Here is a 25607-nt window from a genome sequence, read left to right as displayed (position 1 = left end):
ACTGATCCGGTCGACGCGTGACGGCGACCGGTCGGCGGTGGCAGCGCTGTGGAGCCGGCACCACCGCGCCGCCGTCCGGCACGCGATCGGACTCGTGGGCTCCTCGGACGCCGAGGACGTCGCCTCCGAGGCCTTCACGAACGTCATCGGTGCGATCGAACGCGGGGCCGGTCCCGACGAACTCTTCCGCCCGTACCTGTACACGGTCATCCGCAACGTCGCCAACACCGAGTTCCGCCGACGCGCCCGCCACACGGACGCCGACGTCGACTTCGACGCCTTCGAGGACTCCGGCGCCGACGCGGCGACGGAGATGGCCCGCGCCGCCGACCGCACGGCCCTGGGGCGAGCGTTCAGCACCCTGCCCGAACGCTGGCAGAGCGTGCTCTGGTACACCGAGGTCGAGGGACTGCGACCTCGACACGTCGCCCCGTTGGTCGACCTCCAGCCCGGCGCCGTCTCGTCCCTGGCGTTCCGAGCACGGCGGGCGCTCCGCGCGGCCTGGGTCCAGGAACACCTCGCGACGGACGGCCTGCCCGACGAGTGCCGTCGGCGACTGGCCGCGTTCGGCGCCTACGAAGCGGGCACGCTCACCGCGCGCGACCGTCGTCAGCTCGAGGCGCACATCCGCGACTGCGTGCACTGCCCGCCGGTGCTCGAGGACACGCGCCGACTCGCCGGACGGATCGCGGCGGCACTCCTCCCGCCGGTGGTCGGTCTGGGCATCGGCCACGCGGTGCTGCACGCGGACGCCCCCGCTGCGGCGGCCGTGTCCCCCGCTCGCTCGGCCCCGGCGACGGGTGCCGCTCGCAGGGCGCCGCTGCCGGTCACCGGGCTGGTCGGCGTGGTCGCAGCGCTCGTCGTCGTCACGACCGTCGTCGCGGTCGCCGGGACGTGGTCGGACGGCCACCCGACCGGCACGTCCACCGCCGGCGCGCGCGCACCAGGTCCCGCGGGCGTCCCGGCGCCGTCCGGTGAGCACCCCGCACCGGCCGACCGCACCGCCCCGGCCCACGTCGCCGAACCGAGTCCCCTGCCGTCGCCCGGTCGCGACGACTCCGGCGCACGGACGACGGTCCCGACCGCTCCGACCCCCGTCGTCGACACGGTCCTCGGGGACTCCTCCGCCGGGGCGTCCTCGACACCCGACGTCCGCACCGACGAACCGAGCGCGAACCCCACGTCACCGGGGACCGGCGGATCCTCGACCACCGGGGGCGTCGACCCGCAGCTGCCGCGCTCCGCTCCCCCGGTCCCGGCCGAGGACACGATGCTCATCGCCAGCCGGACCGTCGAGCTCACCGGGACGGCGACGCCCGGCAGCCGCGTCGAGGTCCGCTCCGGCATCCTGACCGCCACGACCACCGCCGGGTCCGACGGCAGGTGGCGGACCACGCTGCGGTTTTCCGGGGACGGGGTCGAACGCGTCAGCATCACCGCGACGACGCCGGACCACGCCACCTCGGTCCCCGTGGTCGTCACGGTCACCGTGGACACCACCGCTCCGGCGGCGCCGACGATCGCGACGACCTGGACGCCCACCGACACCACCCCGCCGGTGTTCTCCGGCACCGCCGAGGCCGGCAGCACGATCGACGTCACCGTCCTCCGCGGCACGAGCAGCACGAGCGGCACGAGCGGCACAAGCGGCACGAGCAGCACGAGCGGCACAGGCGCCACGAACACCACGAGCGGCACAGGCACCACGAGCGGCACGGCGACCGCGTCGACCACCACCGGTGCCGACGGTCACTGGCGCGTCGCGGTGGACGGCCTCACCCCGACCGCCACCGGGATCCGCGCCACCGCACGGGACGCCGCCGGGAACACCTCCGCGGCGACGAGCAGCGCCCCCTTCGCGTTCGTCCCGACCATCGCCGACCCCGCCGACGGGAGCACCGCGACGGGCGGCCCGCTGCCGGTCACGATCACCGGCTGGGCGGACACCGACGTCGAGGTCGCCGTCGACGGCGCGCTCGTCGGCACGGTGTCGACCGGTGCCGAGGGCCGGTTCAGCGGGCACATCCGGCGCGGGGACGCCGGGCTGGCGCCGGGTCGGCACACCATCACGGTGCGCTACCGCGACGATGCGGGCGCGTCCACCGAGTCCGCCACGGTGACGATCACCGTGGCGGACTGAGGAGCCGCTCCCGCAACCAGCGCTGGGCACCCGCCGCGTCCTCGAAGCGCCCCTCGTCCTGCGCCTCGGCCGCGGCGTCCAGGACCTCCCGGAACCGCGGCCCCGGCGCGAGCCCCGCCGCGACGAGGTCCCGCCCGGTCACGAGGCGCACCCGGGGTCCCGCGGCCTCGTCGGCACGCATGACCGCGAGCCACGCCCACGCCGGAGACGGCCCGGACGCCGCACCCCGTCCCTGCGAGTCCGCCTCGCACACCCGGGCCCAGCACTCGGCGGTCGCCATCGACCCGCCGAGACGACGGAGCAGTCGGCGCGCTGCCGGCACCGACGGCGCTGCCCCGTCGGTCGAGTGCACCACCATGTGCTCACGCACGATCGTGGCGATGCGCTCGGTGAGGGTGCGCGGGGCGCCGATCCGCCGCAGCAGGTCCCGCGCCGCATGCGCGCCCGAGACCTCGTGCCCGAGGCTGCGGACCCGGACCGTGCCGTCGTCGTCCCGCTCCCGCTGCGTTCCGTCGCCCGCCTTGCCGAGGTCGTGCAGGAGCGCGCCGAGCACCACGACGGTGCGGTCCTCACCGGTGACGCCGTCGGCCGTGCAGGCAGCGGCAGCAGCGTCCGCCGCGAGCCCCAGGTGCACGTGCACGGGCCCCTCGGGGTGCCACCTCGGGTCCTGCGGCACGTCGCGCACCGCGGCGAGCTCCGCGAGGTGCCGCTCCCACCCGGTGTCGTGCAGCACCTGGAGCGCCCGCGACTGGTGGTCGCCTCGCGCCGTCTTCCGGATCTCCGGCCAGACCCGTTCCGCGGCCACGGACGGGAACGCGTCCACCAGCGACCGGGCGACGTCCACCGTCGACGGGTCGAGCACGAGGTCGAAGCGCGCCACCAGCTGCACGGCGCGCAGCACCCGCAGCGGATCGTCCCCGAACCGGTCCGAGGTGTGTCGGAGCACACCCCGGGCAGCGTCGTCGATCCCACCGACCGCGTCGACGTACTCGTTCGTCGCCGGGTCCCACGCGACCGCGTTGACCGTGAAGTCGCGACGGACGGCGGCCGCGGCGAGCCCGTCGTCGTCGGCGTTCCCCGGCACCACCGCGACGTCGACGTGCACGCCCTCGACCACGACCTTGAGGACCTCGAAGCGCGCCCCCGTGGTGACGACGACGGCTCCCGCCGCGCGCAGCGCGTCGACGACCGAGGCGGTGTCCGTGCCGTGCACCTCGACGTCGACGTCGTGGTCGTCGGCGACGGGGACCGCGCGCCCGGACGCACGGAACAGCGCGTCGCGGACCACGCCGCCGACGAGGAACGGTCGGCCGACACCGGCGAGCACGTCCAGGACCACGGCGACGCAGGTGCCCACGCCCAGCGCTCGGGCCGGGTCGTCCGGTCCGGGGCAGCGGTGCACCCCGGTGGGGCGGCGAACGGCTCGACAGCGGGGGCAGGAGATGGTGGTGGTCACGTGCGGTGTCTTCCAGGACCTCCGTGCGGCGGCACCGAGGGAGTCAGTCTGCCGCACCACGCGCGTCGGCGCGACCGGACGACGGACGGGAGGCGCGGTGCCAGCCGGCACCGCGCCTCCCGTCCGTCAGGAACGCGCGTCTAGGACTTCGACGCCTCGACGAACGTGCGGCGCGGGTCGGTCTCCTTGATGAGGGACGTCGCGTCGCGACCCGACACGGCCCCGGTGACCCACCCGATCACGATGCGCACCTTGCGGTTCAGCGTCGGCATCGCGTACACGTGGTAGGCGCGGTGCGCGAGCCACGCGAGGAGGTTCGTCATCTTGATGCCCTTGATGTTCGCCGCACCCTTCGCGACACCGTACGACGCGACGGTGCCGATGGACGGGTGGCGGTACTCCTCGAGCGGCTTGCCCGTGATCGTCGCGACCACGTTGTCCGCGGCCACGACGGCCTGGCGGACCGCGTTCTGCGCGTTCGGCGGGTAGTACGCCGGCTGCTTCTCGGCCGTCAGGTCGGGCACCTGCGCGACGTCGCCGAGGCCCCAGACGCCGGGGACGACCTCGTGGGTGTCCTCGCTCTCGACCTGCAGCTTCGCGTTCGCGGCGAGGTGACCCTTCGGGCCGCGCGGCAGGTCGGACGCGTCGAGGAGCGGGTTCGGCTTCACGCCGGCCGTCCAGACGAGGAGGCCGGTGGCGAACTCGTCGCCGTCGGAGAGCTTCACGACGCCGCCCTCGCAGCTCGGCATGGTCGTCTTCAGGCGGACGTCGATGCCGCGGGCACGCAGCGACTCGAGGGTCCACTTGGACAGCTCCGGACCGACCTCGGGCGCGACGCGGTCGAGCGCGTCGATGAGGACCCAGCGGGGGTGCTCGCCGGCGAGCGACGGGTAGGTCTTGATGGCGGCCTGCGAGACGTCGAACAGTTCGCCGATCGCCTCGACGCCGGTGTACCCGCCGCCGACGAAGATGCTCGTGAGCAGCTTGCGGCGCTCGTCCTCGTCGCGGGTGGCAGCGGCCTTGGCGATGTTGTCGAGGAGCTTCGCGCGGACGTAGGCGGCCTCTTCGACGCTCTTGAAGCCGACGCCGTACTCCTCGAGCCCGGGCGTCGGGAACGTGCGCGTGACGGAGCCGAGCGCGACGACGAGCTGGTCGTAACCGAGCGTGCGGTCGTCACCGCCGGCCGTGGCGATCGAGACGGTCTTGTCGGCCGAGGAGATCCCGGTGACCTTGCCCTGGATGACCCGGGTCTTGCGGAGCGCACGGCGCAGCTCGAAGGTCACGTCCTTCGGGGCGATGTGGCCACCGGCGACCTCGGGCAGGAACGGCAGGTACGTGTAGTACGTGTTCTGGTCCACCAGCGTGATGCGCATCGGCACGGTCGCTGCGTGCTTCTGGAGCTGCTTGACGGTGGTGTAGCCAGCGGAGCCGCCGCCGAGGACGAGGACGTGAGGGATGGAGTCTGCCATTCCCCCGGTCTACCCGACTTCGGCTTGCGATGTCATGAGGTCCGCGGCCTGTCGCGGAGCCGCCACCACGCGGTCTCGGCGAGTTCGACGCCCGTGTACACCCCGTGGGGCGTCCGGCGGGACTCGGTGAGCGAGAACCGACGGAGCCGGTAGCCCCCGCCGAATCGGTCGATGATCGCCTCGGGCGAGGACTCCGCGTCGCGCTTGACGTACCAGGTGCGGTCGTCGACGGTCTCGATCACGCGGTGCTCACCGGCGGCCGCCGATGCGGGAGCGCAGCACGTCGATGCGCTTCTGGATCTGCTCGATGCTCGCCTGCGCCACGGCCGGGCCACCGCTGATGCGGCGGAGTTCGGCGTGGATGGCCCCGTGCGGTTCGTTCGCGTGTCGGGACCAGATCGAGACGAGCCGGTGCAGCTCGGACCGCTGCTCCTTGATCGTCTGGTACATCGGGCGGTCCTCGGGTGCGGGGGCCGCTGCCTTGGGCATGCCGTCCTTCGGGGTACGGCCCTTCGCTCGCTTCGCCTGCGTCGCCTGGCGTGCTCGGAGCAGGTCGCGCACCTGGTCGGGTTCGAGCAGCCCCGGGATGCCGATGAAGTCGAGTTCCTCGAGCGAGCCCACCTCGCCGCCGCTGCCGAACTCGCCGCCGTCGTAGAGGACACGGTCGAAGGACGCCTGCGAGTCGAGCGCCTCGAACGGCTGGACCTCGAGCAGGCTCTCCGACGCGCGGTCCTCCTTGTTGGCCTCGGCGACCATCGCGTCCTCGGGGTTGTACATCCCGTCGTCGGCGTCCTTCGGGCGGTCGAGGGCGTGGTCGCGCTCGAGCTCGAGGGAGGCCGCCAGCGCCATCAGCCCGGGCACGCTCGGCAGGAACACGCTCGCCGTCTCACCGCGCCGTCGGGCCCGGACGAAGCGGCCGATGACCTGGGCGAAGAAGAGCGGGGTGCTCGCGCTCGTGGCGTACACGCCGACGCACAGCCGCGGCACGTCGACGCCCTCGGACACCATGCGGACGGCGACCATCCAGCGGGAGGTGTCCTCGGCGAAGGCGCTGATCCGGCTGGACCCCGCCGCTTCGTCGGAGAGGACGACCGTCGGCCGCTCCCCCGTGATCTGCTGCAGGATCCGGGCGTACGCGCGGGCCGTGGTGGTGTCCGTGGCGATGACGAGGCCGCCGGCGTCCGGCACACCACGCCGGACCTCGGTCAGGCGCTTGTCGGCGGCGGAGAGGACGGCCGGCATCCACTCGCCCTCGGGTGAGAGCGCCGTGCGCCAGGCCTGGGCGGTGATGTCCTTCGTGACCTGCTCGCCGAGCGACGCCGACATCTCGTCGCCCATGCGGGTCTTCCAGCGCATCTGTCCGGCGTACGCCATGAAGAGCACCGGGCGGACGACGCCGTCCTTGAGGGCACGCCCGTAGCCGTAGTTGTAGTCGGAGATCGAGGTGCGGATGCCCTGCTCGTCGGGGGCGTACTGCACGAACGGGATCGGCGCGGTGTCCGAGCGGAACGGGGTGCCGGAGAGGGACAGGCGACGGGTGGCCTTCGAGAACGCCTCTCTGATGCCGTCGCCCCAGGTCAGGGCGTCGCCGCCGTGGTGGACCTCGTCGAGGATCACGAGCGTCTTGCCGCCGGCGGTGATCTTCTGGTGGACCTCGGGGTTCATGCCGACCTGGGCGTACGTGATCGCCACGCCCTGGTAGTGCCGGCCGAACATGCCGTCGCCGTTCTTGAACATCGGGTCGATCCGGATGCCGACGCGGTCCGCCGAGTCCGCCCACTGCCGCTTGAGGTGCTCCGTCGGGGCCACGACGACGATGCGGTCGACGGTGCCGCGGGCGAGGAGCTCGGTGGCGAGCCGGAGCGCGAACGTGGTCTTGCCGGCGCCGGGCGTCGCGGCCGTGAGGAAGTCCCGCGGCTCGGTCTCGAAGTACTTGGTGAGCGCTTCGACCTGCCAGGCGCGGAGCTTCGACGCGGTGCCCCACGCGGCACGGTCCGGGAAGGCCGGCGACAGGTTCTGCACGGCCGAGTTGCCCGCCGCCTCGGCAGCGGCGACGGCCTCGTCGTGGGCGACGACCGCGTGCTCAGGCGCTGCGGTGCCGTCGTCCCACAGGGCCGCGGGCTGGTCCCCCGCCCCTGGCTGATCGGTGTACTCGGCTGCGCTCACTGCACGAGATTCTACCGTCACCCTTCGTCCTGCCGAGCGTGCAGGACGTGCCCCTCGGGCGTGCCGCGCACCAGGGATGCCGGTCGGAGCACGCCCGCGCCGAAGCGTGCGGCGACCGCGTCGATCGTCGTCTCGGTCTCGCGCCACGGCGCGTCGTCGTCCCAGAGCGCGTTGCTCGCCGCCGCCGGCACGAGGTTCTCGCCACGGACCCCGATGAGCCGGATCCGGTTGCCCGGCCGGTGCAGCACGTCGTACAGCTCGACGGCTTCGCGGTGCAGGCGCTTGGCGACGTCGGTCGGTTCCGCGAGGGTGCGGGACCGGGTCAGCGTGGTGAAGTCGGTGTAGCGGACCTTGAGCGCCACCGTCCGTGCCTGGACGTCGGCCCGTCGGAGTCGCACGGCCACCTTGTCGGCGAGGCGCAGGAGTTCACGGGCGACGTCGTCGCGCTCGGTGAGGTCGTGGCCGAAGGTGACCTCGTGCCCGATCGACTTCTCGCCGACGCCGCTCTCGACCACGCGCGGATCGCGGCCCCACGCGAGGTCGTGCAGGCGCTGACCGCCGGCCGGACCGAGCGCGGAGACGAGCGAGCCCAGCGGCGTGGTCGCGAGGTCCCCCACGGTGCGGATGCCGCGTCGTTCGAGGGTCTCCTGCGTCTTGCCGCCGACCCCCCACAGCGCCGACACGGGCTGCGGGTGCAGGAACGCCACGGTGTCGGCAGCCGGCACGACGAGCAGGCCGTCCGGCTTCGACCGACTCGACGCGAGCTTCGCCACGAACTTGGTCGACGCGGCGCCGACGGAGCAGTGCAGGCCGGTCTCGGCGTACACCGCCGCGCGGATCGCCCGACCGATCTCCCACGGGGTGCCGTACAGCCGGATCGCTCCGGCGACGTCGAGGAAGGCCTCGTCGATGCCGAGCTTCTCGACGCGGGGCGTGAAGCGGTCGAAGACGGCCATCACGGCGTCGGACTTCGCGCGGTACTTCTCGAAGTGCGGCTCGACGATGATCGCCGCGGGGCACCGGCGCTTGGCAACGGCCATCGGCATCGCGGAGTTCACGCCGTACTTGCGGGCCTCGTACGTGGCGGCCGTGACGACCGAGCGGTCGGAGTCGTGCCCGACGATCACCGGCAGGCCGCGGAGGTCCGGCCGGTCGAGCAGCTCCACCGAGGCGAAGAAGGCGTCCATGTCGACGTGCAGCACGCTCGCCGTCACGTCGTCGACGGGCGCGTCGGACACCAGTCGGTTGCGTCCGTCCTGCTTGCTCACACGGCGATGATGCCAGGACCCACCGACATCGCCCCGACGACCGTGGCGCGGTGGCGCTCGGCGAGCAGCGCGAGCGCCTCGTCGATCCGGCCGAGCGCGTGCGCGGCCGTCGCGATCGCCCGCTCGTCCGGCCGTCCGGAGGCGGCGGCCACCGCCTCGTCGAGCTGGTCGCCGACCCGGACCCAGACCGCCGTCGACGTGACGGACCGCGGCCCGGCCACGATGCCGTCGGCGAGCTGCGCGATCGAGGCGGCGAGGCGGTCGGCCGCACCGCGCAGGGCCGCTGGCGGGTCCTGCGGGGCCGAGCCGAGCCTCCCGGCCGCCTCGCGCGCGAAGGTCGCGGCCGCCTGCAGGGAGGTGCGCGTCCTGGCGTCGGCGCGCGCCGGGCCGCCGGTCGGGAAGCGGACCATCGGACGCAGGACGGCGTCCAGTTGGTAGGTGGCGGCGTCGACCGCGCGCGACCGGGCGCGCAGGTCACGCCGGGCGCGGTCCGCCGCCGTCGTGTCGGCCGCGTCCGCCTCGTCGTCCTCGACCCCCACCAGCGCGAGCACGAATGCGCGGACCGCGACGAGCTGCCGCCGCACCGCGCGCCGGATGACGGCACGGGTGGCGATCGGGAAGACGACCGCGCTGACGAGCACCGCGACCGCGGCACCGAGCAGGTTCTCGGCGAGCCGCATCGGGATGAGGGCGTCCGTGAAGGTGCCGGAGAACGCGTACACCTGGCAGAGGACGACCACGAGGCACGCGGCCCAGACCGAGTACACGCCGCCGAAGCCGTACGTGCCGACGGCGAGCAGGACGCACACGAACACGATCGTCACCCACGGGTGCGTCGTGCCGAGCAGGTGCACGAGGACGATCCCGACCGCTCCCCCGACGACCGTCCCGACGCCGCGGTGGAGGCCCTTCCGGATCCGCTCGTGCGTGGTGTTCGTGCCGGCGAGGACGATCATCACGCCGATGACGCCCCAGTAGAACCGGCTCCCGTCGAGCAGGAGGGCGAGGGGTTCGACGATCGCGACGGCGATGGCGGCGTGGACGGCGGTCCGGAGCGACGCGGTGAGGTGCCAGCGGCGCCACGGCCCCTCGGCGACGGCGTCCGCGACGACCGGCACGGCTCCGGCCGGGCGCCCGCCGGCGAGGATCACCGGCGTGGCGAAGGGTACGCCGGCGCCGTGGCGGGGCAGCTCGTCGCGGAGCTCGCGCCACCGGAGTCCGGCGGACCGCAGGTCGGCGAACTCGGCGGCCATGCGGCGGACGATCGCGGTCGTCCGGGATCCGTCGTCGGCCGCCGAGGCCGTGATCCCGTAGCGGGCGAGGAGGGTGTGCGCTGCCTCCTGGCCGTGGCTGCCGCCGTGTCGGAGGACGAGCGTGACGGCCCGGAGCGCGGCGTGCCGGACGTCCGACGGCGCGCCCTGCTCGACCAGCGCCCCGGCCGCGCGGCCGAGCTCGTCGATCGCGAAGTGCGTGTCGAACACCAGGCGGTGCAGATCCTCGGCCGTGGTGTCGGCGTCGACCCCGCTCGCGGCGAGCATGCCGTCGACCGTCAGGGCGATCTCGTGGTACCGGTCACGAGCGCGTCCGAGCCGGCGGAGGGCTCGGCGGCGGGCGCGCTGGTCGTCCGCGGCAGCGCCGACGGCTCCGGCGGCCAGGACCGCGGCGGCGGCCTCGAGCACGTCGGACCCCCGGGCGACGAACCCGCGACGGGTCCGGAGCAGCGCCCGGTGCGGGTCCGGCCGGAACAGCAGGCGGACGACGATCGTCACGGCGAGGGAGCCCGCGACGACGAGCCCGAGCGGGACGACGCTCGTCTCGGGCAGGGGCAGCAGGAGTCCGCAGAGGTACCCGGCGAACCCGACGATCGCCGCGTCCGCCGCCCAGACGCCCCACGAGGCCGCCGCGAACTGCACGAACAGCAGCACCACGATGAGGACGAGTTCGAGGAGCCGGAACGGCTGCAGGGCGATGCTCCCGGCGAGTGCGACGACGAACGGCACGAGGACCGCCCCGGTGCGCGCGGCGGTCCGGCCCGTGCTCGGGTCGACGATGACCAGGCAGGTGATGAAGGCCGGCATCGCGCCGATCATCACGCCGAGGATCGCCGGCAGGCCGAACGCCGTGGCGATCGCGTACCCGACGGCCATGCCGGCCGGGACGGCGACGAGCGTGCGGAGGGCACCGTCGGTCTTCACGAGCCCGGGGTCGAGTGCGAGGGCACGGTCCGTCAGTCGCTGGGTGCGGGTCCGTCGCCGCGGGGCGGTCCGGTTCGTGGTCTCGGTCCTCGGCACGCTCCGGCCGCCTCCTGTTCGCTGGGGAGGCCAATGGTACCGCAAGCGAACTAGTTTGGGGGCGCGCGGCGGCGACGCTACGGTGCGAGCGGCCCCAGCACCGAGGCCGCGATCGTCCGCGCCGCCGAGTCCCGCGACGACGGGTGGTACTGGCCCGCCCGGACGTCCCGGGCAAGGCGCGCGAGCTCGCCACCGGCCCGGTATGCGCCACCGCCCACGACCCGCATCGCCTCGTCCACGACGTGCTGCGCCGCGTCGACCGCCCGGGCCTTCGTCCCGACGAGCAACGGGAACCACCGCGGCCCGAGGTCGTCGAGCTCGTCGACCGACCGGGCGAGCGAGGTCACCTGCAGCTCGATCGCGTCGACCGTCCCGCGCATGTCCGCGATCGCCCGGCGCACGTCCGGGTCCGCGGACCGCGGTGTCCCGTCGAGTGCCGTGCGCGACCGCACCGCCGACACCGCGAGTGCAACCGCACGCGCGGCGATCCCGACGTACACCGACGCCACGAGCAGCTCGAACGCCGCGAAGACGCCGAACACGAGCGGGTCCTGGTTCGGCCCGACCGGCAGGGTCCGCACGATCCGGGCCGCCGGCACGTGCACGCCGTGCAGCTTCGTCGTGCGACTCTGCGTCGCCCGCATCCCGAGGGTGTCCCAGTCGTCGAGGTGCTCGACGTCGCCGTCGGACCGCAGCACGAAACCGTGCACGAGCCGCGGCTCCGGCCCGGACCCGTCCTTGCCGAACACGCTCAGCACGTCCCACGCCGGGGCCAGCGAGGTGAAGACCTTCGTCCCCGTGAAGCGGTAGCCGCCGTCGCCGTCCGGCTCCGCCGTCGTCAGCGAGTCGAAGAGGACGGCGTCGTTGCCCGGCTCGCTCACACCGAACGCGAGCAGGTGGTCGTCCGCCGCGTGGTCGGTGACGGCCTGGAGGAACGACCCACCCCGCGCAGTGACGGCGCGCGCCGCCTGCACCCAGACCTGGTGCATCCCGAGCCCCAGCGCCGTCGCCGGTGCGGCTTCCGCGAGCCGCCGCTGCACCGCGGTCGTCGCGGCGAGCCCGAGTCCGGCACCGCCGCGTTCGACGGGCACCCCGAGCCGCAGGTACCCGGCCGCCCGGAGTTCGTCGAGGTCCTCGGTGCAGAACGCGTTCGCGGCGTCGTAGCCGGGGGCGCGGGTGGCGATGCGCTCCAGCAGCTCGTCGCCCAGCACCGCCGCGGGGTTGGCCTTCGTCATGCCACGAGACTATGGTCCGAGGGGTGTCAGATCGTCATCCGTGGTCCAGGTACGTCGCGATCGGTGACTCGTTCACCGAGGGGATCGGCGACCCCGACCCCACCGTCCCCGGCGGGAACCGTGGCTGGGCGGACCGGGTGGCCGAGGTCCTGGCGAACCAGACCGACGACTTCGCCTACGCCAACCTGGCGATCCGCGGGCGACTCCTGCAGCAGATCATCGACGAGCAGGTCGAACCGGCGCTCGCCCTCCGTCCCGACCTCGTCACGGTGTCGGCCGGTGGCAACGACATCATCCGGCCGGGCTCCGACCCCGACGAGCTCGCCGAGCGTGTGGACGCGATGGTGTCCCGGCTGCGGAGCGACGGCGCCACCGTGGTGCTCTTCACCGGTCCGGACGTCGGCATGACCCCGGTGCTCGGGATGGTCCGCGGCAAGACGGCGATCTACAACGAGAACCTGCACGCCATCGCGCTGAAGCACGGCGCCCTCGTCGCGAACATGTGGGCGCTCCGGGTCCTCCGCGACCCGAGGATGTGGGCTCCGGACCGGCTGCACCACTCCCCGATGGGCCACGCGACCGTCGCCGCCGCGGTGCTGGACGCGCTCGGCGTCGAGCACGGGCTCGAACCGTTCAACCCCGAGCCGCTCGAAGCCCGTCCGTGGCGGGAGGCCCGCGCCGAGGACCTCGGCTGGGCGCGCGAGTACCTCGTGCCGTGGGTGGTCCGGCGGATCAAGCACACGTCCTCGGGCGACGGCGTGACCCCGAAGCGACCCGAGCTGCAGGACGTCGTCGAGCACAAGTCCGACACCCCGTAGCGCTCGATCAGTCGGCGGGGCGGCGCAGGGTCAGCGGACCGTCGTGCAGCGGCTCGGTCGCCCACGACGCGGTGGCGGTCCCGGCCGCGAGGTCGATGCGCACGTGCGCGAGGTGCGGCGTCTCCACGAACCGGACGTCGACGAGCACGGTGCCGTCCGGTGCGAGCGCACCGCTCGCGGCGAGGGGACCGTCGACCGCCCACTCCCCCTCGCCGACCGGCACCGAGAGGGTCCCGCCGTCGACCTCGAGGGCCGCCCGCCACCGGTCGCCGTCGCGCGTGAAGCCGATCCGGTCGATGCCGTCACCGCGGAACGGACCGGCGCCGAGGTCGGGGAGGCGACCGCCCTGCACCGGGGGCAGCCCCAGGGAGGCGAGCCGCGCCTCCAGGTCCGCATCCGCGGCCGCGTCGAGGTCCGCAGCGTCGACGGCGGGCAGGAGGTGCTGCCAGGCCGCGTCGAGGACGGCCTGCATGTCGAGGCTCTGGCCGGTGAGTGCGAGGACGACGTCCTGCTCCGGCAGGACGACGCAGAACTGGCCGTAGGCGCCGTCGCCGCGGAAGCCGTGGCGGGCCATCCAGAACTGGAAGCCGTAGCCCTGCGACCAGTCCGGGTTCTCCTCGTCGAGGTTGTCGATCTGCTTGCTCGTGGCGGCGGCGACCCAGTCCTCGTCGAGGATCCGCTCGCCCTCCCACACGCCGCGCTGCAGGTACAGCTGGCCGAGCGCGGCGATCGCCGAGGTCGGGGCGTAGCACCCGCTGAAGCCCAGCTCTGCGCCGGTCTCGTCCCGGCGCCACGCCAGGTCGTCGATGCCGAGCGGGTCGAGCAGCCGCGGACGCAGGTAGTCGACCAGCGACCCACCGCTGACGCGGCGGACGATGGCGGCGAGGGTGTAGGTGCACGGCTGGTTGTAGGTGAAGAGCGTGCCGGGTTCCTCTTCCGGCGGCAGGAGCAGGAAGCCGCGCACGACGTTCATGCGGTCGAGTTCCCGGGCGCGGTCGATGGTGTCCTCGCGGTGGCCGCTCGCCATCGCGAGCAGGTGCCGGACGCGGATGCGACGGCTGCGTTCGTCGGTGATCTCGGCGTCGAGCTCCGGGAAGTACGAGAGGGCGGTGTCGTCGAGGTCGATGAGCCCCTCGCGGACGGCGATCCCGACGGCGGCGGCGGTGAAGCTCTTGCTGAGGGAGTAGAGCAGGTGGACGCGGTCCTCGGCGTAGGGCCGCCACCAGCCCTGGGCCGCCACCTGACCGTGCCGGAGCAGCACGATGCTGTGCGGTTCGACGTCGGGCGTCGACTCGAGGGCGTCGAGGAACCGGGCGAGGCCACGGGCGTCGATGCCGAGGGCGGACGGGGTGGACCGGGGGAACGTCGTCGTCACCCGTCCGACACTACGTCGCCGGGGGTCGGCGCGCGCAGCGGTTCGGTCCGCGTCCTCGTCGGTCTGTCTGAGAGTCACGGCATCTGCGTCACGGGTGCCGTCCACCGGCGCACGCCAGGATCGATCGGCAGCAGCACAGCACGGACGGCACGACGGCACGAGGGGGTCCGATGACGACGGCGGACCACCCACGGAGACGACCGACCACGGCGGTCTGGGCGCTCCTCGTCGCCGTCGCCACCGGCCTGCTCGCGTGGGTCCGCATCGGGAGCCCGGCCCGTGGCGTCGCCTGGGCGGAGGACTCCGGGCGCTTCCTCACCGACCGGCTCACCCTCGGCCCGGTGCGGTCGGTGTGGCACCCGTACGACGGCTACCTGCACGTCCTGCCCCGGCTGGTGGTCGACGCCGCCGTCGCGCTCGGACGGATCGACCTGTACGCGCTGTCCGTCTCGGCGATGTCGTGCGCGGTCCTCGGCGCGGTGTGCGGCACCGTCTTCGTCCTGGCGCGCGGTGTGGTGCGGGCCTGGCCCCTCCGGGTGCTCCTCGCGGCCGTCCCCGCCCTCGTCCCGCTGGCTCCCGTCGAGATCGCCGGGACCGCGGCGAACCTGCACTGGTACCTGCTGTTCGCGGCGCCGTGGCTGCTCGCCCACCGTCCGCGGAGCTGGTGGTCGTCCGCGTGGACCGCCGTCGCGGTGGCGGTCGTGACCACGAGCGAGATCCAGGCCGCCGTGTTCCTGCCGCTCCTGCTGCTGGGCCGTCGGCAGCGTCGGGTCATCCCCGTCGCAGCAGTCGCGGTGCTCGGTGTCGCGGCACAGGTCACGGCAGCGCTGACACACCCCCGTTCCGCCACGCACCAGGGTGGCATCACCTCGTTCCGGGACATGACCGCCGGGTTCGTCGCCCAGGTCGTCGGCGGCAGCGGGAACGCCGACGTGCGTGCGGTCGGGGCGTCCGTCTCCGCCCACGGCTGGTGGGTCGTCACCGTCCCGGCCGTGCTCCTCGTGGTCGCGGTCGTGGCCGCCCTCGTCCTGGCGGACTGGCGGACCCGGTGGATGCTCCTCGCCGTGGGCGTCGGCGCCGGCGTCGTCTGGTACGCGGCGCTCATCGTGAACCGGACGCCCGGCACGACGTGGTCCTCGTTCACCCCGGCGGCGTGGGCGGGCACGGCGCCCCTGCGGTACGCGGCCGCGTCGTCGATGTTCCTGACCGCGGCGGTGGTCCTCGTCGCCGAGGTGTTCCTCGCCCGCGCACGGTGGTCGTGGCGGGCAGCGGGCGGGGTGCTCGTCGCCGCCTCGCTCGTCGCGTTCGTGGCCGGGGCCGGGGCGGTGCCGCTCCGGGAGCACGGGCCGCAGTGGTCCGCCGAGATCGAGCACCGAGCGTCGTACTGCGCGGCGCACCCGGGCGACACCGTCCGGGTCGGCGCGATGCCCCGGATCGTGGGGTGGGACGCTACCGTGCCGTGCGCGATGGTCGAGCGCGCCGTCGGCCGGTGAGAGCTCAGACACCCCGGCGCGCGTCGGCCGGGTCGCGGGGCGGCGGGCTGGCCGGGTCGCGGGGCGGCGGGCTGTCCGGGTCGCGGGGCGGCGGGCTGGCCGGGTCGCGGGGCAGTGGCACGGTGTCGGGGGTCGGGTCGGTCGCCAGGCGGGCGTGGGTCTCGACGTCGAAGCGGTCGTCGCCGTAGCGGAGCTTCTCGCGTTCCACTCCCTCGGCGCGGAACCCCGCCCGGGTCGCGACCGCGCACGACGCCGGGTTGTTCGTTCGGTGCCCGAGTTCGAGGCGGTGCAGGCCGAGGGCGAAGGCGTCCTCGGCAGCAGCGGCGAGTGCGCGGGTCGCCAGGCCCCGGCCGCGGGCCTCCGGTGTGAGCCAGTAGGAGACCCAGGCGGTGCCGTGGGTGTGCTCGATGGCCGTCACCCCGACGCAGCCGACGACGCGGGCCCCGGCGCCGCCCGACCCGGCGCCGTCCGACCCGGCGCGCCCGTCCGCCACGTCCACGACGTCCGCGACGATCGCCCAGTACCGGGCGTGCCCGTCGAACCGGTACGTCGCCCCGATGAACGCCTCCGCCGCCGCGACGTCGTCGAACCGCACGCCGCCGAACTGGCGCGCGAGCTCCGGGTCCGCCGACGCCGCCAGCAGCACCGGCGCGTCGGACGACCGCCACGGGCGCACGGAGGCCGGCACCGTCACGCGCCCTGGAACGGGTTCGTCCACCGCCACCAGACGCCCGGGTCGTCGATCGGCCGCTCGAGCACGAGCGGCACCGTCACCGGGTCGTGGTCCGTGATCGTGAACCGCACCGTGCCGACGCGCTCCCCCTTCGTGCCGAGGGTGATCTGCTCGAGCTTCGTCCTCGCGGACACCTTCGTCCGGCCCCACACGAGCACCTCGGCCGCGGACCGCGACACCGCGTCCGCCTCGTCCTGCCACGGCGTCGAGAACGTGCCGAAGGTCTGCCCGGCGTGGGCGAGCGTGACGACCTGGAAGTTGTCGGCGACCGACCGGAGCAGCCGCTGGACGTCGACGTCGAGCGAGTCGTGGTCGACGCCGCCGAGCATCGCGCCGACGACCGTGACCTCCTCGCCGCCGCGCTCGTACGTCGCCGCGAAGAGCAGGCAGGCGCCGGCCTCGTCGAGCGTGCCGGTCTTGATGCCCTCGACACCGTCGAGTCCGAGGAGCTTGTTCGAGTTCTCGATCGCGCCGGCGCCGGGCACCGTGACCTGCTTCGTGCCGACGACCTCCTTCACCACCGGGTTCGCGAGCGCGAGCTGCCCGAGTTCGACGAGGTCGGTGGCCGTCGAGGTGTTGTGCGCGTCGAGGCCGGTCGGCTCCTCGATCGTGGTGTGGTCGAGTCCGTGCTCGTCGAGCCACTCGTCCGCTGCCTGGCGGTAGGCGTCCATCGACCCGAAGGCCCAGAGCGCCAGTGACCCGGCGTAGTTGTTCGCCGACTTCATGAGCATGACCTGGAGCGTCTGGTACTCCGACAGCTGGAGGCCGGCGGGCATCGGCGCGACCTCGCCGTTCACCGCGAGGTACTTCGCGTAGAGCGCCTGCATCCCGGGGCTGAATGTGATCGTCGGCCCGGGCTCCCCCGGCTGCAGCGGCTTCTCGTCGAGCACGACGAGCGCCGTGACGACCTTCGAGATGCTCGCGATCGACCGGGGCTTCGTGTCGCCGCTCGTGCGCAGGCTCTCGGGGAAGTCGGTGGCCTCGACCGCGGTGGCGCCGTAGCCGGGGAACGTCAGGTCCGGCACCGACGACGTGGGCGCGGAGTACGTCGTGGTCGAGGCGCTCGCCGGGGCGAACGGCACGACCGCTGCGGCCACGAGGTAGCCGACCGCCAGCACGAGCACGGCGACGACCGAGATGGTCACCGGCCTCCGGACGGCGGAACGGGGGCGGCGGACGACTCGTGACACGGGAACCGAGCGTACCGGGGGCGGGTACCCCGTGGCTGCGAGGACGCGCTAGGCGCGCGTCGGTGCGGGGTCGGACTGGAGGCGCGGCTCGCCCCCGACGGCAGCCGTCGCGTCCGACGGGACGCCGGCCCCACCGCCGTCGGGTCCCGTCGGGCGCGCGAAGGTCCACCTCCGCGACAGGTACGCGAAGACGGGGCCTGCGGCGTTCATCACCACGACGGAGACCCACGCTGCCCACACGTTGCCCGGTGCGAAGCCGAAGCCGCCGAAGTACGTCGCGAAGAAGGACGCGAACCCGAGGAACATCCCGGGGACCAGCGCGAACGCACGGACCCGGCCGGTGCACATCAGCGCGGTGTTGCACACGAGGATCACGACGCCGAGCACCACGTTCCGGGCGAACTGCCCGTCGCCGAGGAGCGTGCCGATCCGCTGGTCGACGAGCACGATGACGAGGGCGAGCGTCGACCCCACCGGCATCGTCGCCCAGAGCCGGGTGGCGTTCCGGAGCGTGGGCTTCGGCCCGAGCAGGAACATCCCCGCCCAGCTGATGAAGATCGCCCAGGTGGGCAGGTTCAGCGCCGTGCCCCCGATGAACGCGGTGGCGCCGGCCAGGACGGAGGCGACGATCTCGTGCGGGATCCGTTCACGCATTGCTGAGCTCCTTCGATCGGGTGGTGCCGGTGGTGAGGACGGTGGTGCGGGTGGTCTCGGCGACGACGCGGCCGCGCTTCACGACGAGGGCGCGGTCCGGGCGGTCGAGCAGCACGCCCGCCGGGTCGGTGGTCGAGAGCAGCACGAGGTCGGCGTCGGCGCCGGGACGGATGCCGTAGGTCTCGGCGATCCCGACGACCCGTGCGGCCGAGGTCGTCGCCATGTCGAGGACGCGGGCGAGGTCCTCCGGCCCGGACAGGTGCCCGACCTGCGCGAGCAGCAGCCCGATGTCGAGCAGGTCGGCGTTGCCGAACGGGGTGAAGGCGTTCCGCAGGTTGTTCGACGAGTACGCACTCGTGACGCCCGCGGCCCAGAGGTCGCGGACCGGGACGACACCGCGGCGGACGTCGTGGTCGTCGGCGCGACCGCCGAGGTGCAGGTCGGTCGCCGGCAGCGGGACGACCGCGACCCCCGCCTCGGCGAGCCGCGCGAACAGGTCGGCCCGCTCGGTCGAGGGCAGGCTCGCGGACGAGGTCACGTGCCCGAGCGCGACCCGGCCCTGCATCCCGCGGCGGACGACGGCGTCGGCGATGACCCGCGCGAGGGCGAACCGCGGGTCGCTCGTGTCGTCGGCGAAGTCGGCGTGCAGGTCCGCCGGCACGTCGAACTCCTCGGCGAGGTCGAGGACGGTCTCGACGTGCTCGTGGCACTCGGCGAGGGTCCGCTCGTTGTACGTGCAGCCGCCGATCACGTCCGCGCCCGCACCGAGCGCCTCGCGCAGGAGTGCGAGTGTCCCCGGCGCCTTCGCGATGCCCTCCTGCGGGAACGCGACGATCTGCAGGTCGAGGGCGTCGCGGTACTCGTCGCGGAGCCCCAGCAGGACCTCGACGCCGGTCAACCCGACGATCGGGTCGACGTCGGGGTGTGCGCGGACCAGCGTCGTGCCGTTCGTGATCGCCTGGTCGAGCAGGGTGCGCGCGCGGTCCCGGACCGAGCCGTGCGTGAACCCGCGCTTGAGCTCCCCGGTGACGGCGATCGCCCCGGCGAGCGTCCCGTCCGGGTTCGGACGTTCCCGGTCGAGCAGGGCCTTGTCGACGTGCAGGTGCGACTCGACGAACCCGGGCACGACCACGCGGCCGGCGCAGTCGACGACCCGGGTGGCGGGGTCGCCGGGCACGGTGCCGACGGCTGCGGTGACCGCGGTGATCGTGCCGTGTTCGACGACGACGTCGACGAGGCCGGGCTCGTCGACCAGGCGGGCGTTGCGGAGGACCAGGTCCACGACGGACCACTCTTCTTCATCGGTGGTCGGTTGACGCCACCCACCATTCGCCCGTCGTGTTTCCGGCTCCGTCGCAGCGTGTGACGGGCGTGTAAAAGTTGGTCGTACCAATGAGCCAAGCAGACCAATGGACCCTAGGCTCCTGCCCATGCAACGAGGACGCACCCTGAGCGCCGCCACCGCCGCGCACCTCGCGCGCCTGGTGCTCGAGGATCTCGCTCCGGGTGACAAGCTGCCCCCGGAACGGACCCTGGCCGAGGACCTCGCCGTGTCGCGCACGACCGTCCGCGAGGCCATGCAGGAACTCGAACGCCGACGCCTCGTGTCCCGGACGCCCGGTCGCGGGACGGTCGTGCTCCCCCGGTCCGAGGAGGCCACCGCGCTCCTCGAACGCCAGACCGGTGTCGGGCACGCCGAGGACCTCGCGCACCGGGCCGAGAACGTCGCCGAGTTCCGGGCCGTCGTCGAGCCCCAGGTCGCCGCGCTCGCCGCAGCCCGTGCCGGCGAGGCCGACCTGCTCGCGCTCGAACGGATCCTGCAGGCCACGCACGCCGGTCTCAGCCCCGAGGAGTCCCTCGCGCAGGACGTCGCGTTCCACGTGCAGGTCGCTCGGGCCTCCGGCAACCCGCTCCTGGTCTCCCTGTGCGAGCTCAGCAGCGGCTGGGTGCAGGACGTCCGCGCCCGGTCCCACAGCACGAGCGAGGGCCGCCGGTCGTCGTTCGTGTGGCACGAGCAGATCCTCGACTGCATCCGCCGACACGACGAGGGGGCCGCCCGCGCGGCGATGACCGACCACCTCGCCGACGTCGCCCACCTCGTCGAACGGAAGGCCGACCGATGACGACCCCCGCGATCCCGACCCTCCAGCCCGGAACGGGACCGGTCCGCGCCGACCGCTACCTGCCGGTCGACCCGGACACCGTCCTCTGGGGGCGGCTGCCGAACGCCGACGACCGACCGGCGATCACCGTCGTGCCGGGCGAGTCGGTGACGATCGACACCGTCAGCCACGAGGGGATCCTCCCCGACCAGGGCAGCGACCCACGTGCCTTCTTCGCCACGCACGGCGTCGCACCGGAGCACGTGCTCGACGACGCCGTCGCGATCGCCCGGACCGGACGCCGCGACCCCGACGCGGACGGACCGCACGTCGTGTCCGGGCCCGTCGGCGTCGCGGGCGCACGACCGGGGGACGTCCTCACCATGACCGTCGTCGAGACGCTCCCCCGCGTGCACTACGGCGTCGTGTCGAACCGCCACGGCCGGGGCGCGCTGCACGGCGAGTACCCCGTCGACGGCACGACCGTGAGCGTCTTCGCCGACGTCGTCGACTCCCCCGCCGGACTCCGCGGCCGCATCCCCCTGACACCCGCCCGCGAACGGTTCGCCTGGTTCCCGCTCGCCCCGTTCCTCGGGATCATGGGCGTCGCGACCCCCGGGGAGCGCCGGCACTCGGTCCCGCCGGGCCGCCACGGCGGGAACATCGACGTGAACCTCCTGCAGGCGGGCACGCAGCTGCACCTGCCCGTCCTCGTCCCCGGTGCACTCGCGTACGTCGGCGACCCGCACTTCGCGCAGGGCGACGGCGAGGTGGCGCTCACCGCGATGGAGGCCTCGCTCCGCGCGACGGTCCGGTTCGACCTCACACCGGCCGACGAGGCCGCGAGCCGGTTCGGCGACCTGGTGTGGCCGGTCGCCGAGACCCAGGAGTACCTCGTCCCCACCGGGATGGACCCGGACCTCGACGAGGCCGTCCGGGAGTGCGTCCGGCACGCCGTCGCGATCCTCGGTGCGCGGTGGGGCATGGAGCCGCACCTGGCGTACGCCTACCTCTCCGCCGCGACCGACTTCGACATCTCGCAGGTGGTCGACCTCGTCACCGGTGTCCACGCCCGCATCCGCAAGGCCGACTTCGAGGAGCCCGCCCGATGACCACGCACCCCGACGCTCCCGAGGGTCTCCTCGAGGCACTCGACGCGTACGAGGCCGCCCTGCTGACGAACGACCTCGACGCCCTCGACGACGCGTTCGTCGACGCACCCGGCACGATGCGCGGCGACGACCGCGGGCTGCTCGTCGGCCACGACGCGATCAGCGCCTTCCGCGGAGCACGCGGCGGGGTCGCGACCAGGACGCTGACGCGGGTCGAGGTCCGGCCCCTCGCCGAGGACCTCGCCCTCGTCGTGTCGGTGTCCCGGTTCGCCGCCGGCGGCCACGGCCTCCAGACCCAGCTGTGGCGCCGCACGACCGCACACGACGACACCGGCCCCGTCGTGCGCTGGCGCATCGAGGCGGCACACGTGACCGGCCGCCCCCGCGCCTTCGACCCGACCGTCTGGCGGGCCGTCGGCGACCCGCTCGTCGCACCCAGCGCCTCCGGGCCGCTCGACGGGCGCACCGTCGCGGTCAAGGACCTCTACGCCGTGCCCGGCCAACCCGTCGGTGCCGGCAACCCCAGCTTCCTGCGCGAGGCGCCCGTCGAGACGGTCGCGGCACCGGCGGTCGCGGCGCTCCTCGCCGCCGGTGCGGCGATCCGCGGGATCGCGCGCACCGACGAGTTCGCGTACAACCTCACCGGACGGAACGAGCACCACGGCACACCGCCGAACGCCGCGGACCCGACGCGGCTGCCAGGAGGCTCGTCCAGCGGCTCCGCGTCGGCCGTCGGTCTCGGCACGGCCGACATCGGGATCGGCACGGACACCGCCGGGTCCGTCCGGGTCCCCGCCTCGTACCAGGGGCTCTGGGGCCTCCGGACGACCCACGGCACGGTCCCCCGCGACGGTCTGCTCCCCCTCGCACCGTCCTTCGACACCGTGGGGTGGCTCGCCCGCGACGCCGAGACGCTCCTCGCCGCGCTCGACGCCACCGTGCCCGACCCCGGGACGGCCCCGGCACCGACGCCCCTCGTCGTCCCGGAGGACCTGCTCGCCCTGGTCGACCCCGACACCGCCGCGGCGTTCTCCGCGTTCACCCGGTCCCTCGACGACGAACCCGACCGGGTCCGGCTCGCGGACCTCGGCGTCCCCGCCCCCGACGAGCTCCGCGAGCTGCTCCGCCTCGTGCAGGCCGCCGAGGCCGTCGCCGCCCACGGAGCCTGGATCGCCCGACACCCCGGCGCGTTGAGCACCGTCGTCGGGGACCGGTTCGCAGCAGCCGCGGCGAACGACCCCGCCGCCACCGCCGACGCGGTCCAGCGCCTCGGCGTCGTCCGGGACACCATCCGCCGGGCGCTGGTCGGCCGGACCCTCGTGTTCCCGACCGTGCCGGGCCCCGCGCCGCTCGTGTCCGCCGACGCCGCCGCACTCGAGCGCACCAGGACCGCGACGACGGGGTTGACGAGCCTCGCGAGCGTGGGCGGCCTCCCCGCGGTGAGCGCCCCCGCCCTCACCGTCGACGACGCCCCGGTCGGCGTGTGCCTGGTCGGCGCGGTCGGCACCGACCGCGACCTGGTGCGCCGCGCACGAGACCTGACGACCCGCTGAGGCGCGCCGGACGACGGAGGCGACCCGCGCCTCCCGGCCCCTCAGGCCCGCGCGGAAGCGAGCCGCTGCGCGTGCGTGACCGCCCAGAGCCCGACGGCGCTCGCCGCGGCGACGTTCAACGAGTCGACGCCGTGCGCCATCGGGATGCGCACGGTGGTGTCGGCGGACGCGATCGCCGCCGGCGTGAGGCCCTGCCCCTCGGTGCCCATCACGAGCGCCACGCGGTCCGGGACGTCCGCGACGAACGCGTCGAGGTCCACCGAGCGGTCCGTCAGGGCCATCGCGGCGAGGTGGAAGCCCTGCGCCCGGAGCTCCTCGCCGGCGGCCGGCCAGTCGCCGATGCGGGTCCACGGCACCTGCAGCACCGTGCCCATGCTGACGCGGACGCTGCGCCGGTAGAGCGGGTCGGCGCAGCGGGGGCTGACCAGGACGGCGTCGGCCCCGAGGCCGGCGACGCTCCGGAACACCGCGCCGACGTTGGTGTGGTCGACGATGTCCTCGAGCACCACCACGACCCTGGCGTCGCGCACCACGTCCGCGACGCTCGGCAGCTCCGGGCGGTGCATCGCGGCGATGGCGCCGCGGTGCATCCGGAAGCCGGTGAGGTCCTCGAGCAGGTCGTCGGGGCCGACGAACACGGGGCCGTCGTGGTCCGCGACGACCGGGAGCACGCTGTCGAGCCACTTCTCCTGGACCAGCACGCTCCGCGGGACGTGCCCGGCGCGGACCGCCCGCTCGATGACCGTGTTCGACTCGGCGATGTAGAGGCCGCCCTCCGGCTCGGACACGCGCCGCAGGGCGACGTCGGTGAGCCTGGCGAAGTCGTCGAGGCGGGGGTCGTCGAGGGAGTCGATGCGGACGGCGTGCACGGGGCTCGTTTCGGGGTCGGTGTGGGGGCCGGTGGCGGCGGGGCACGGCCTGGCGTCGTCCACGGGAAGTGACCGGGGCGGTCGGCTGTTGAGGGTACCGTGAACACGATGGCGACGAGCGAACCGACCAGCCCCGCGAGCGCGACCGCGTCCGGGCACGCCCTCGACCGCGCCGTCGAGCTCCTCGCCGGCAAGCGCATCGCCGTGCTCTCCGGCGCCGGGCTCAGCACGGACTCCGGCATCCCCGACTACCGGGGCGCCGGCCGCGTCGTCCGGAAGCCGATGACCTTCCAGGAGTTCCGCGCCGACCCCGCCAAGCGGCAGCGCTACTGGGCCGGTTCGCACCTCGGCTGGCGCACCTTCGCCTCGGCCCGTCCGAACGCCGGGCACCAGGCCCTCGCGGCACTCGAACGCGACGGCATCGTCACGGGGGTCGTCACGCAGAACGTCGACGGACTGCACCTCCGCTCCGGATCCCGTCGGGTCGTCGAGATCCACGGGTCGATGGACCGTGCCGTCTGCCTCACCTGCGGGCAGGTGTTCTCGCGCGCCGACCTCGCGACCGTGCTCGACCGGGACAACCCGTGGATCGACGAGCCCGGGTCGGTGCAGCTCCAGCCCGACGGCGACGTCGAGATCACCGACGTCGAGCGCTTCCGGGTGCCGGACTGCTCGGTGTGCGGCGGGGTGCTGAAGCCCGACGTGGTGTTCTTCGGCGAGTTCGTCCCGGCCGAGAAGTTCCGCGAGGCCGTCTCCATCGTCGCCGAGGCCGACGCGCTCCTCGTCGTCGGCTCGTCCCTCACCGTGAACTCCGGCGTCCGGCTCGTCGACCACGCCGCACGACGCAAGCACCCCGTGGTCATCGTGAACCGCGGCACGACCCGCAGCGACCCCCGGGCAGCGGTCAAGATCGACGCCGGCACGACCGAGACGCTCGAAGCCCTGGCGGCACGGCTGCGATGAGGTGCCGCGCCGCGTCCGGGACGAGGTGCCGCGCCGCGTCTGGGATGATCGTGCGGTGACGACGCTCCTGTACCTGGTCCGGCACGGCGAGACCGACTGGAACGCCGAACGGCGCATCCAGGGCTCGACGGACATCCCCCTGAACGACACCGGACGCCGACAGGCCCGCTCCACCGCGACCCTGCTCGACCGCCGGCGGTTCGACGCCGTCGTCGCGTCGCCGCTGTCCCGGGCGTTCGAGACCGGCTCGATCATCGCGGACCACCTCGGTCTCGCAGCGCCCGCCACGTACGCAGGGCTGGCGGAACGCTCCTACGGCGAGGCCGAGGGCCTGACCGACGACGAGGTCCGCGAGCGCTACCCGCACGACGACATCCCCGGCCGCGAGTCCCGCAGCGCGTTGCTCGACCGCGTCACCGAGACACTCGCCGAGATCGCGGTCCGGTACGACGCCGGCAGCGTCGTCGTCGCGACCCACGGCGCCGTGATCCGCAGCATCGTCAACGCCGCTGCCCCCGGCACAGCCGACCGGCACAGCACCCCGATCCGGAACGGATCCGTGCACTCGTTCCGGTGGGACCCCGAGCGCTTCCACGCCGAACTCGTGCGGTTCGACGACCCGATCGACGGGGTCTCGGACGGGCCCGGCCGGTACGCCTTCGAGTACCAGAACCCGCTCGAGCGCCGCGGGTAGCCGCCGCAGGGAGCCGCCGGGGCGAG

The 25607-nt window shown here is 74.0% G+C and carries 21 protein-coding genes; 8 read left to right on the top strand and 13 right to left on the bottom strand.

The features are described 5' to 3' along the window. Positions 1 to 37: 37 nt before the first annotated feature. Positions 38 to 2140 (top strand): sigma-70 family RNA polymerase sigma factor, encoded by a 2103-nt coding sequence (locus tag ACIPKM_RS08460; protein WP_175475934.1) that lies wholly within the window; start codon positions 38 to 40, stop codon positions 2138 to 2140. Here the strand turns inward: ACIPKM_RS08460 and ACIPKM_RS08455 are convergent. From ACIPKM_RS08455 to ACIPKM_RS08425, 7 genes are all read right to left on the bottom strand, one after another. Continuing rightward, positions 2124 to 3596, bottom strand: a complete 1473-nt coding sequence (locus ACIPKM_RS08455; protein ID WP_175475932.1) for an HD domain-containing protein — start codon at positions 3594 to 3596, stop codon at positions 2124 to 2126. The genes ACIPKM_RS08460 and ACIPKM_RS08455 overlap by 17 nt on opposite strands. Before the next feature lie 140 nt (positions 3597 to 3736). After that, positions 3737 to 5065, bottom strand: a complete 1329-nt coding sequence (locus ACIPKM_RS08450; protein ID WP_071296325.1) for an NAD(P)/FAD-dependent oxidoreductase — start codon at positions 5063 to 5065, stop codon at positions 3737 to 3739. A 32-nt stretch (positions 5066 to 5097) separates the two neighbouring features. Further along, positions 5098 to 5307 (bottom strand): hypothetical protein, encoded by a 210-nt coding sequence (locus tag ACIPKM_RS08445; RefSeq protein WP_071296324.1) that lies wholly within the window; start codon positions 5305 to 5307, stop codon positions 5098 to 5100. A 7-nt stretch (positions 5308 to 5314) separates the two neighbouring features. Next, positions 5315 to 7231 carry a DEAD/DEAH box helicase gene (locus tag ACIPKM_RS08440; RefSeq protein WP_374115176.1) on the bottom strand — a complete coding sequence of 639 codons (1917 nt, stop codon included), beginning with the start codon at positions 7229 to 7231 and terminating at the stop codon, positions 5315 to 5317. A 17-nt stretch (positions 7232 to 7248) separates the two neighbouring features. After that, the gene (gene dinB, locus ACIPKM_RS08435) at positions 7249 to 8499 is read right to left on the bottom strand and encodes a DNA polymerase IV (RefSeq protein WP_402736551.1); all 1251 of its coding nucleotides are present in this window, start codon (positions 8497 to 8499) and stop codon (positions 7249 to 7251) included. Further along, the gene (locus ACIPKM_RS08430; RefSeq protein ID WP_402736550.1) at positions 8496 to 10790 is read right to left on the bottom strand and encodes an FUSC family protein; all 2295 of its coding nucleotides are present in this window, start codon (positions 10788 to 10790) and stop codon (positions 8496 to 8498) included. Before ACIPKM_RS08430 ends, dinB begins: the two co-directional genes overlap by 4 nt. 77 nt (positions 10791 to 10867) lie before the next feature. Next, a complete protein-coding gene (locus tag ACIPKM_RS08425; protein ID WP_402736549.1) occupies positions 10868 to 12025 on the bottom strand; it encodes an acyl-CoA dehydrogenase family protein in 1158 nt (385 codons plus the stop codon). A 23-nt stretch (positions 12026 to 12048) separates the two neighbouring features. Here ACIPKM_RS08425 and ACIPKM_RS08420 point away from each other — a divergent pair, with 23 nt between their 5' ends. Then, a complete protein-coding gene (locus ACIPKM_RS08420; RefSeq protein WP_079238902.1) occupies positions 12049 to 12843 on the top strand; it encodes an SGNH/GDSL hydrolase family protein in 795 nt (264 codons plus the stop codon). 7 nt (positions 12844 to 12850) lie between these two features. Here the strand turns inward: ACIPKM_RS08420 and ACIPKM_RS08415 are convergent, their stop codons facing one another. Then, complete coding sequence (locus tag ACIPKM_RS08415; protein ID WP_402736548.1) at positions 12851 to 14218, bottom strand: serine hydrolase domain-containing protein; 1368 nt, start codon at positions 14216 to 14218, stop codon at positions 12851 to 12853. A 170-nt stretch (positions 14219 to 14388) separates the two neighbouring features. Between ACIPKM_RS08415 and ACIPKM_RS08410 the strand changes: the two genes are divergently transcribed. Then, a complete protein-coding gene (locus ACIPKM_RS08410) occupies positions 14389 to 15711 on the top strand; it encodes a hypothetical protein (RefSeq protein WP_402736547.1) in 1323 nt (440 codons plus the stop codon). A 4-nt stretch (positions 15712 to 15715) separates the two neighbouring features. On the opposite strand, the gene ACIPKM_RS08405 is transcribed toward ACIPKM_RS08410, so the two are convergent. Genes ACIPKM_RS08405 through ACIPKM_RS08390 form a run of 4 tightly spaced genes read right to left on the bottom strand, consistent with a single transcriptional unit; the run spans position 15716 to position 19570 of the window. Then, entirely contained in the window at positions 15716 to 16399 is a 684-nt protein-coding gene (locus ACIPKM_RS08405; RefSeq protein WP_402736546.1) for a GNAT family N-acetyltransferase, read from the bottom strand. 2 nt (positions 16400 to 16401) lie between these two features. Next, positions 16402 to 17634: a D-alanyl-D-alanine carboxypeptidase family protein gene (locus tag ACIPKM_RS08400; RefSeq protein ID WP_402736545.1), complete on the bottom strand. Its 1233-nt coding sequence runs from the start codon at positions 17632 to 17634 to the stop codon at positions 16402 to 16404. A gap of 48 nt (positions 17635 to 17682) precedes the next feature. Next, positions 17683 to 18288: a DUF1097 domain-containing protein gene (locus tag ACIPKM_RS08395; protein WP_071296315.1), complete on the bottom strand. Its 606-nt coding sequence runs from the start codon at positions 18286 to 18288 to the stop codon at positions 17683 to 17685. Continuing rightward, the gene (locus ACIPKM_RS08390) at positions 18281 to 19570 is read right to left on the bottom strand and encodes an amidohydrolase family protein (RefSeq protein ID WP_402736544.1); all 1290 of its coding nucleotides are present in this window, start codon (positions 19568 to 19570) and stop codon (positions 18281 to 18283) included. The genes ACIPKM_RS08395 and ACIPKM_RS08390 overlap by 8 nt, the downstream gene beginning before the upstream one ends. A gap of 148 nt (positions 19571 to 19718) precedes the next feature. On the opposite strand from ACIPKM_RS08390, the gene ACIPKM_RS08385 reads away from it, so the two are divergent. From ACIPKM_RS08385 to ACIPKM_RS08375, 3 genes are read left to right on the top strand one after another with little or no spacing between them, the layout of a single operon-like run. Beyond that, positions 19719 to 20411 (top strand): FadR/GntR family transcriptional regulator, encoded by a 693-nt coding sequence (locus ACIPKM_RS08385; protein ID WP_071296313.1) that lies wholly within the window; start codon positions 19719 to 19721, stop codon positions 20409 to 20411. After that, entirely contained in the window at positions 20408 to 21502 is a 1095-nt protein-coding gene (locus ACIPKM_RS08380) for an acetamidase/formamidase family protein (RefSeq protein WP_402736543.1), read from the top strand. Before ACIPKM_RS08385 ends, ACIPKM_RS08380 begins: the two co-directional genes overlap by 4 nt. Next, on the top strand, positions 21499 to 23055 hold the full coding sequence (locus ACIPKM_RS08375; RefSeq protein WP_071296311.1) for an AtzH-like domain-containing protein: 1557 nt from the start codon (positions 21499 to 21501) through the stop codon (positions 23053 to 23055). The genes ACIPKM_RS08380 and ACIPKM_RS08375 overlap by 4 nt, the downstream gene beginning before the upstream one ends. A gap of 41 nt (positions 23056 to 23096) precedes the next feature. On the opposite strand, the gene ACIPKM_RS08370 is transcribed toward ACIPKM_RS08375, so the two are convergent. After that, positions 23097 to 23924: an RNA methyltransferase gene (locus ACIPKM_RS08370; RefSeq protein ID WP_070419033.1), complete on the bottom strand. Its 828-nt coding sequence runs from the start codon at positions 23922 to 23924 to the stop codon at positions 23097 to 23099. Positions 23925 to 24032: 108 nt separating this feature from the next. Here ACIPKM_RS08370 and ACIPKM_RS08365 point away from each other — a divergent pair, with 108 nt between their 5' ends. Both ACIPKM_RS08365 and ACIPKM_RS08360 read left to right on the top strand, forming a co-directional pair. Then, positions 24033 to 24887, top strand: coding sequence for an NAD-dependent protein deacetylase (locus ACIPKM_RS08365; RefSeq protein WP_071296376.1), 855 nt, complete (start codon positions 24033 to 24035; stop codon positions 24885 to 24887). Positions 24888 to 24942: 55 nt separating this feature from the next. Next, positions 24943 to 25581, top strand: coding sequence for a histidine phosphatase family protein (locus ACIPKM_RS08360; RefSeq protein WP_070419604.1), 639 nt, complete (start codon positions 24943 to 24945; stop codon positions 25579 to 25581). The last annotated feature ends 26 nt before the right edge of the window (positions 25582 to 25607 follow it).

Source organism: Curtobacterium sp. NPDC086286, assembly GCF_044746255.1.
Classification (GTDB): Bacteria; Actinomycetota; Actinomycetes; order Actinomycetales; family Microbacteriaceae; genus Curtobacterium.
Note: the sequence above shows the minus strand (reverse complement) of the source record. Positions and strands in the feature narration are given on the sequence as shown.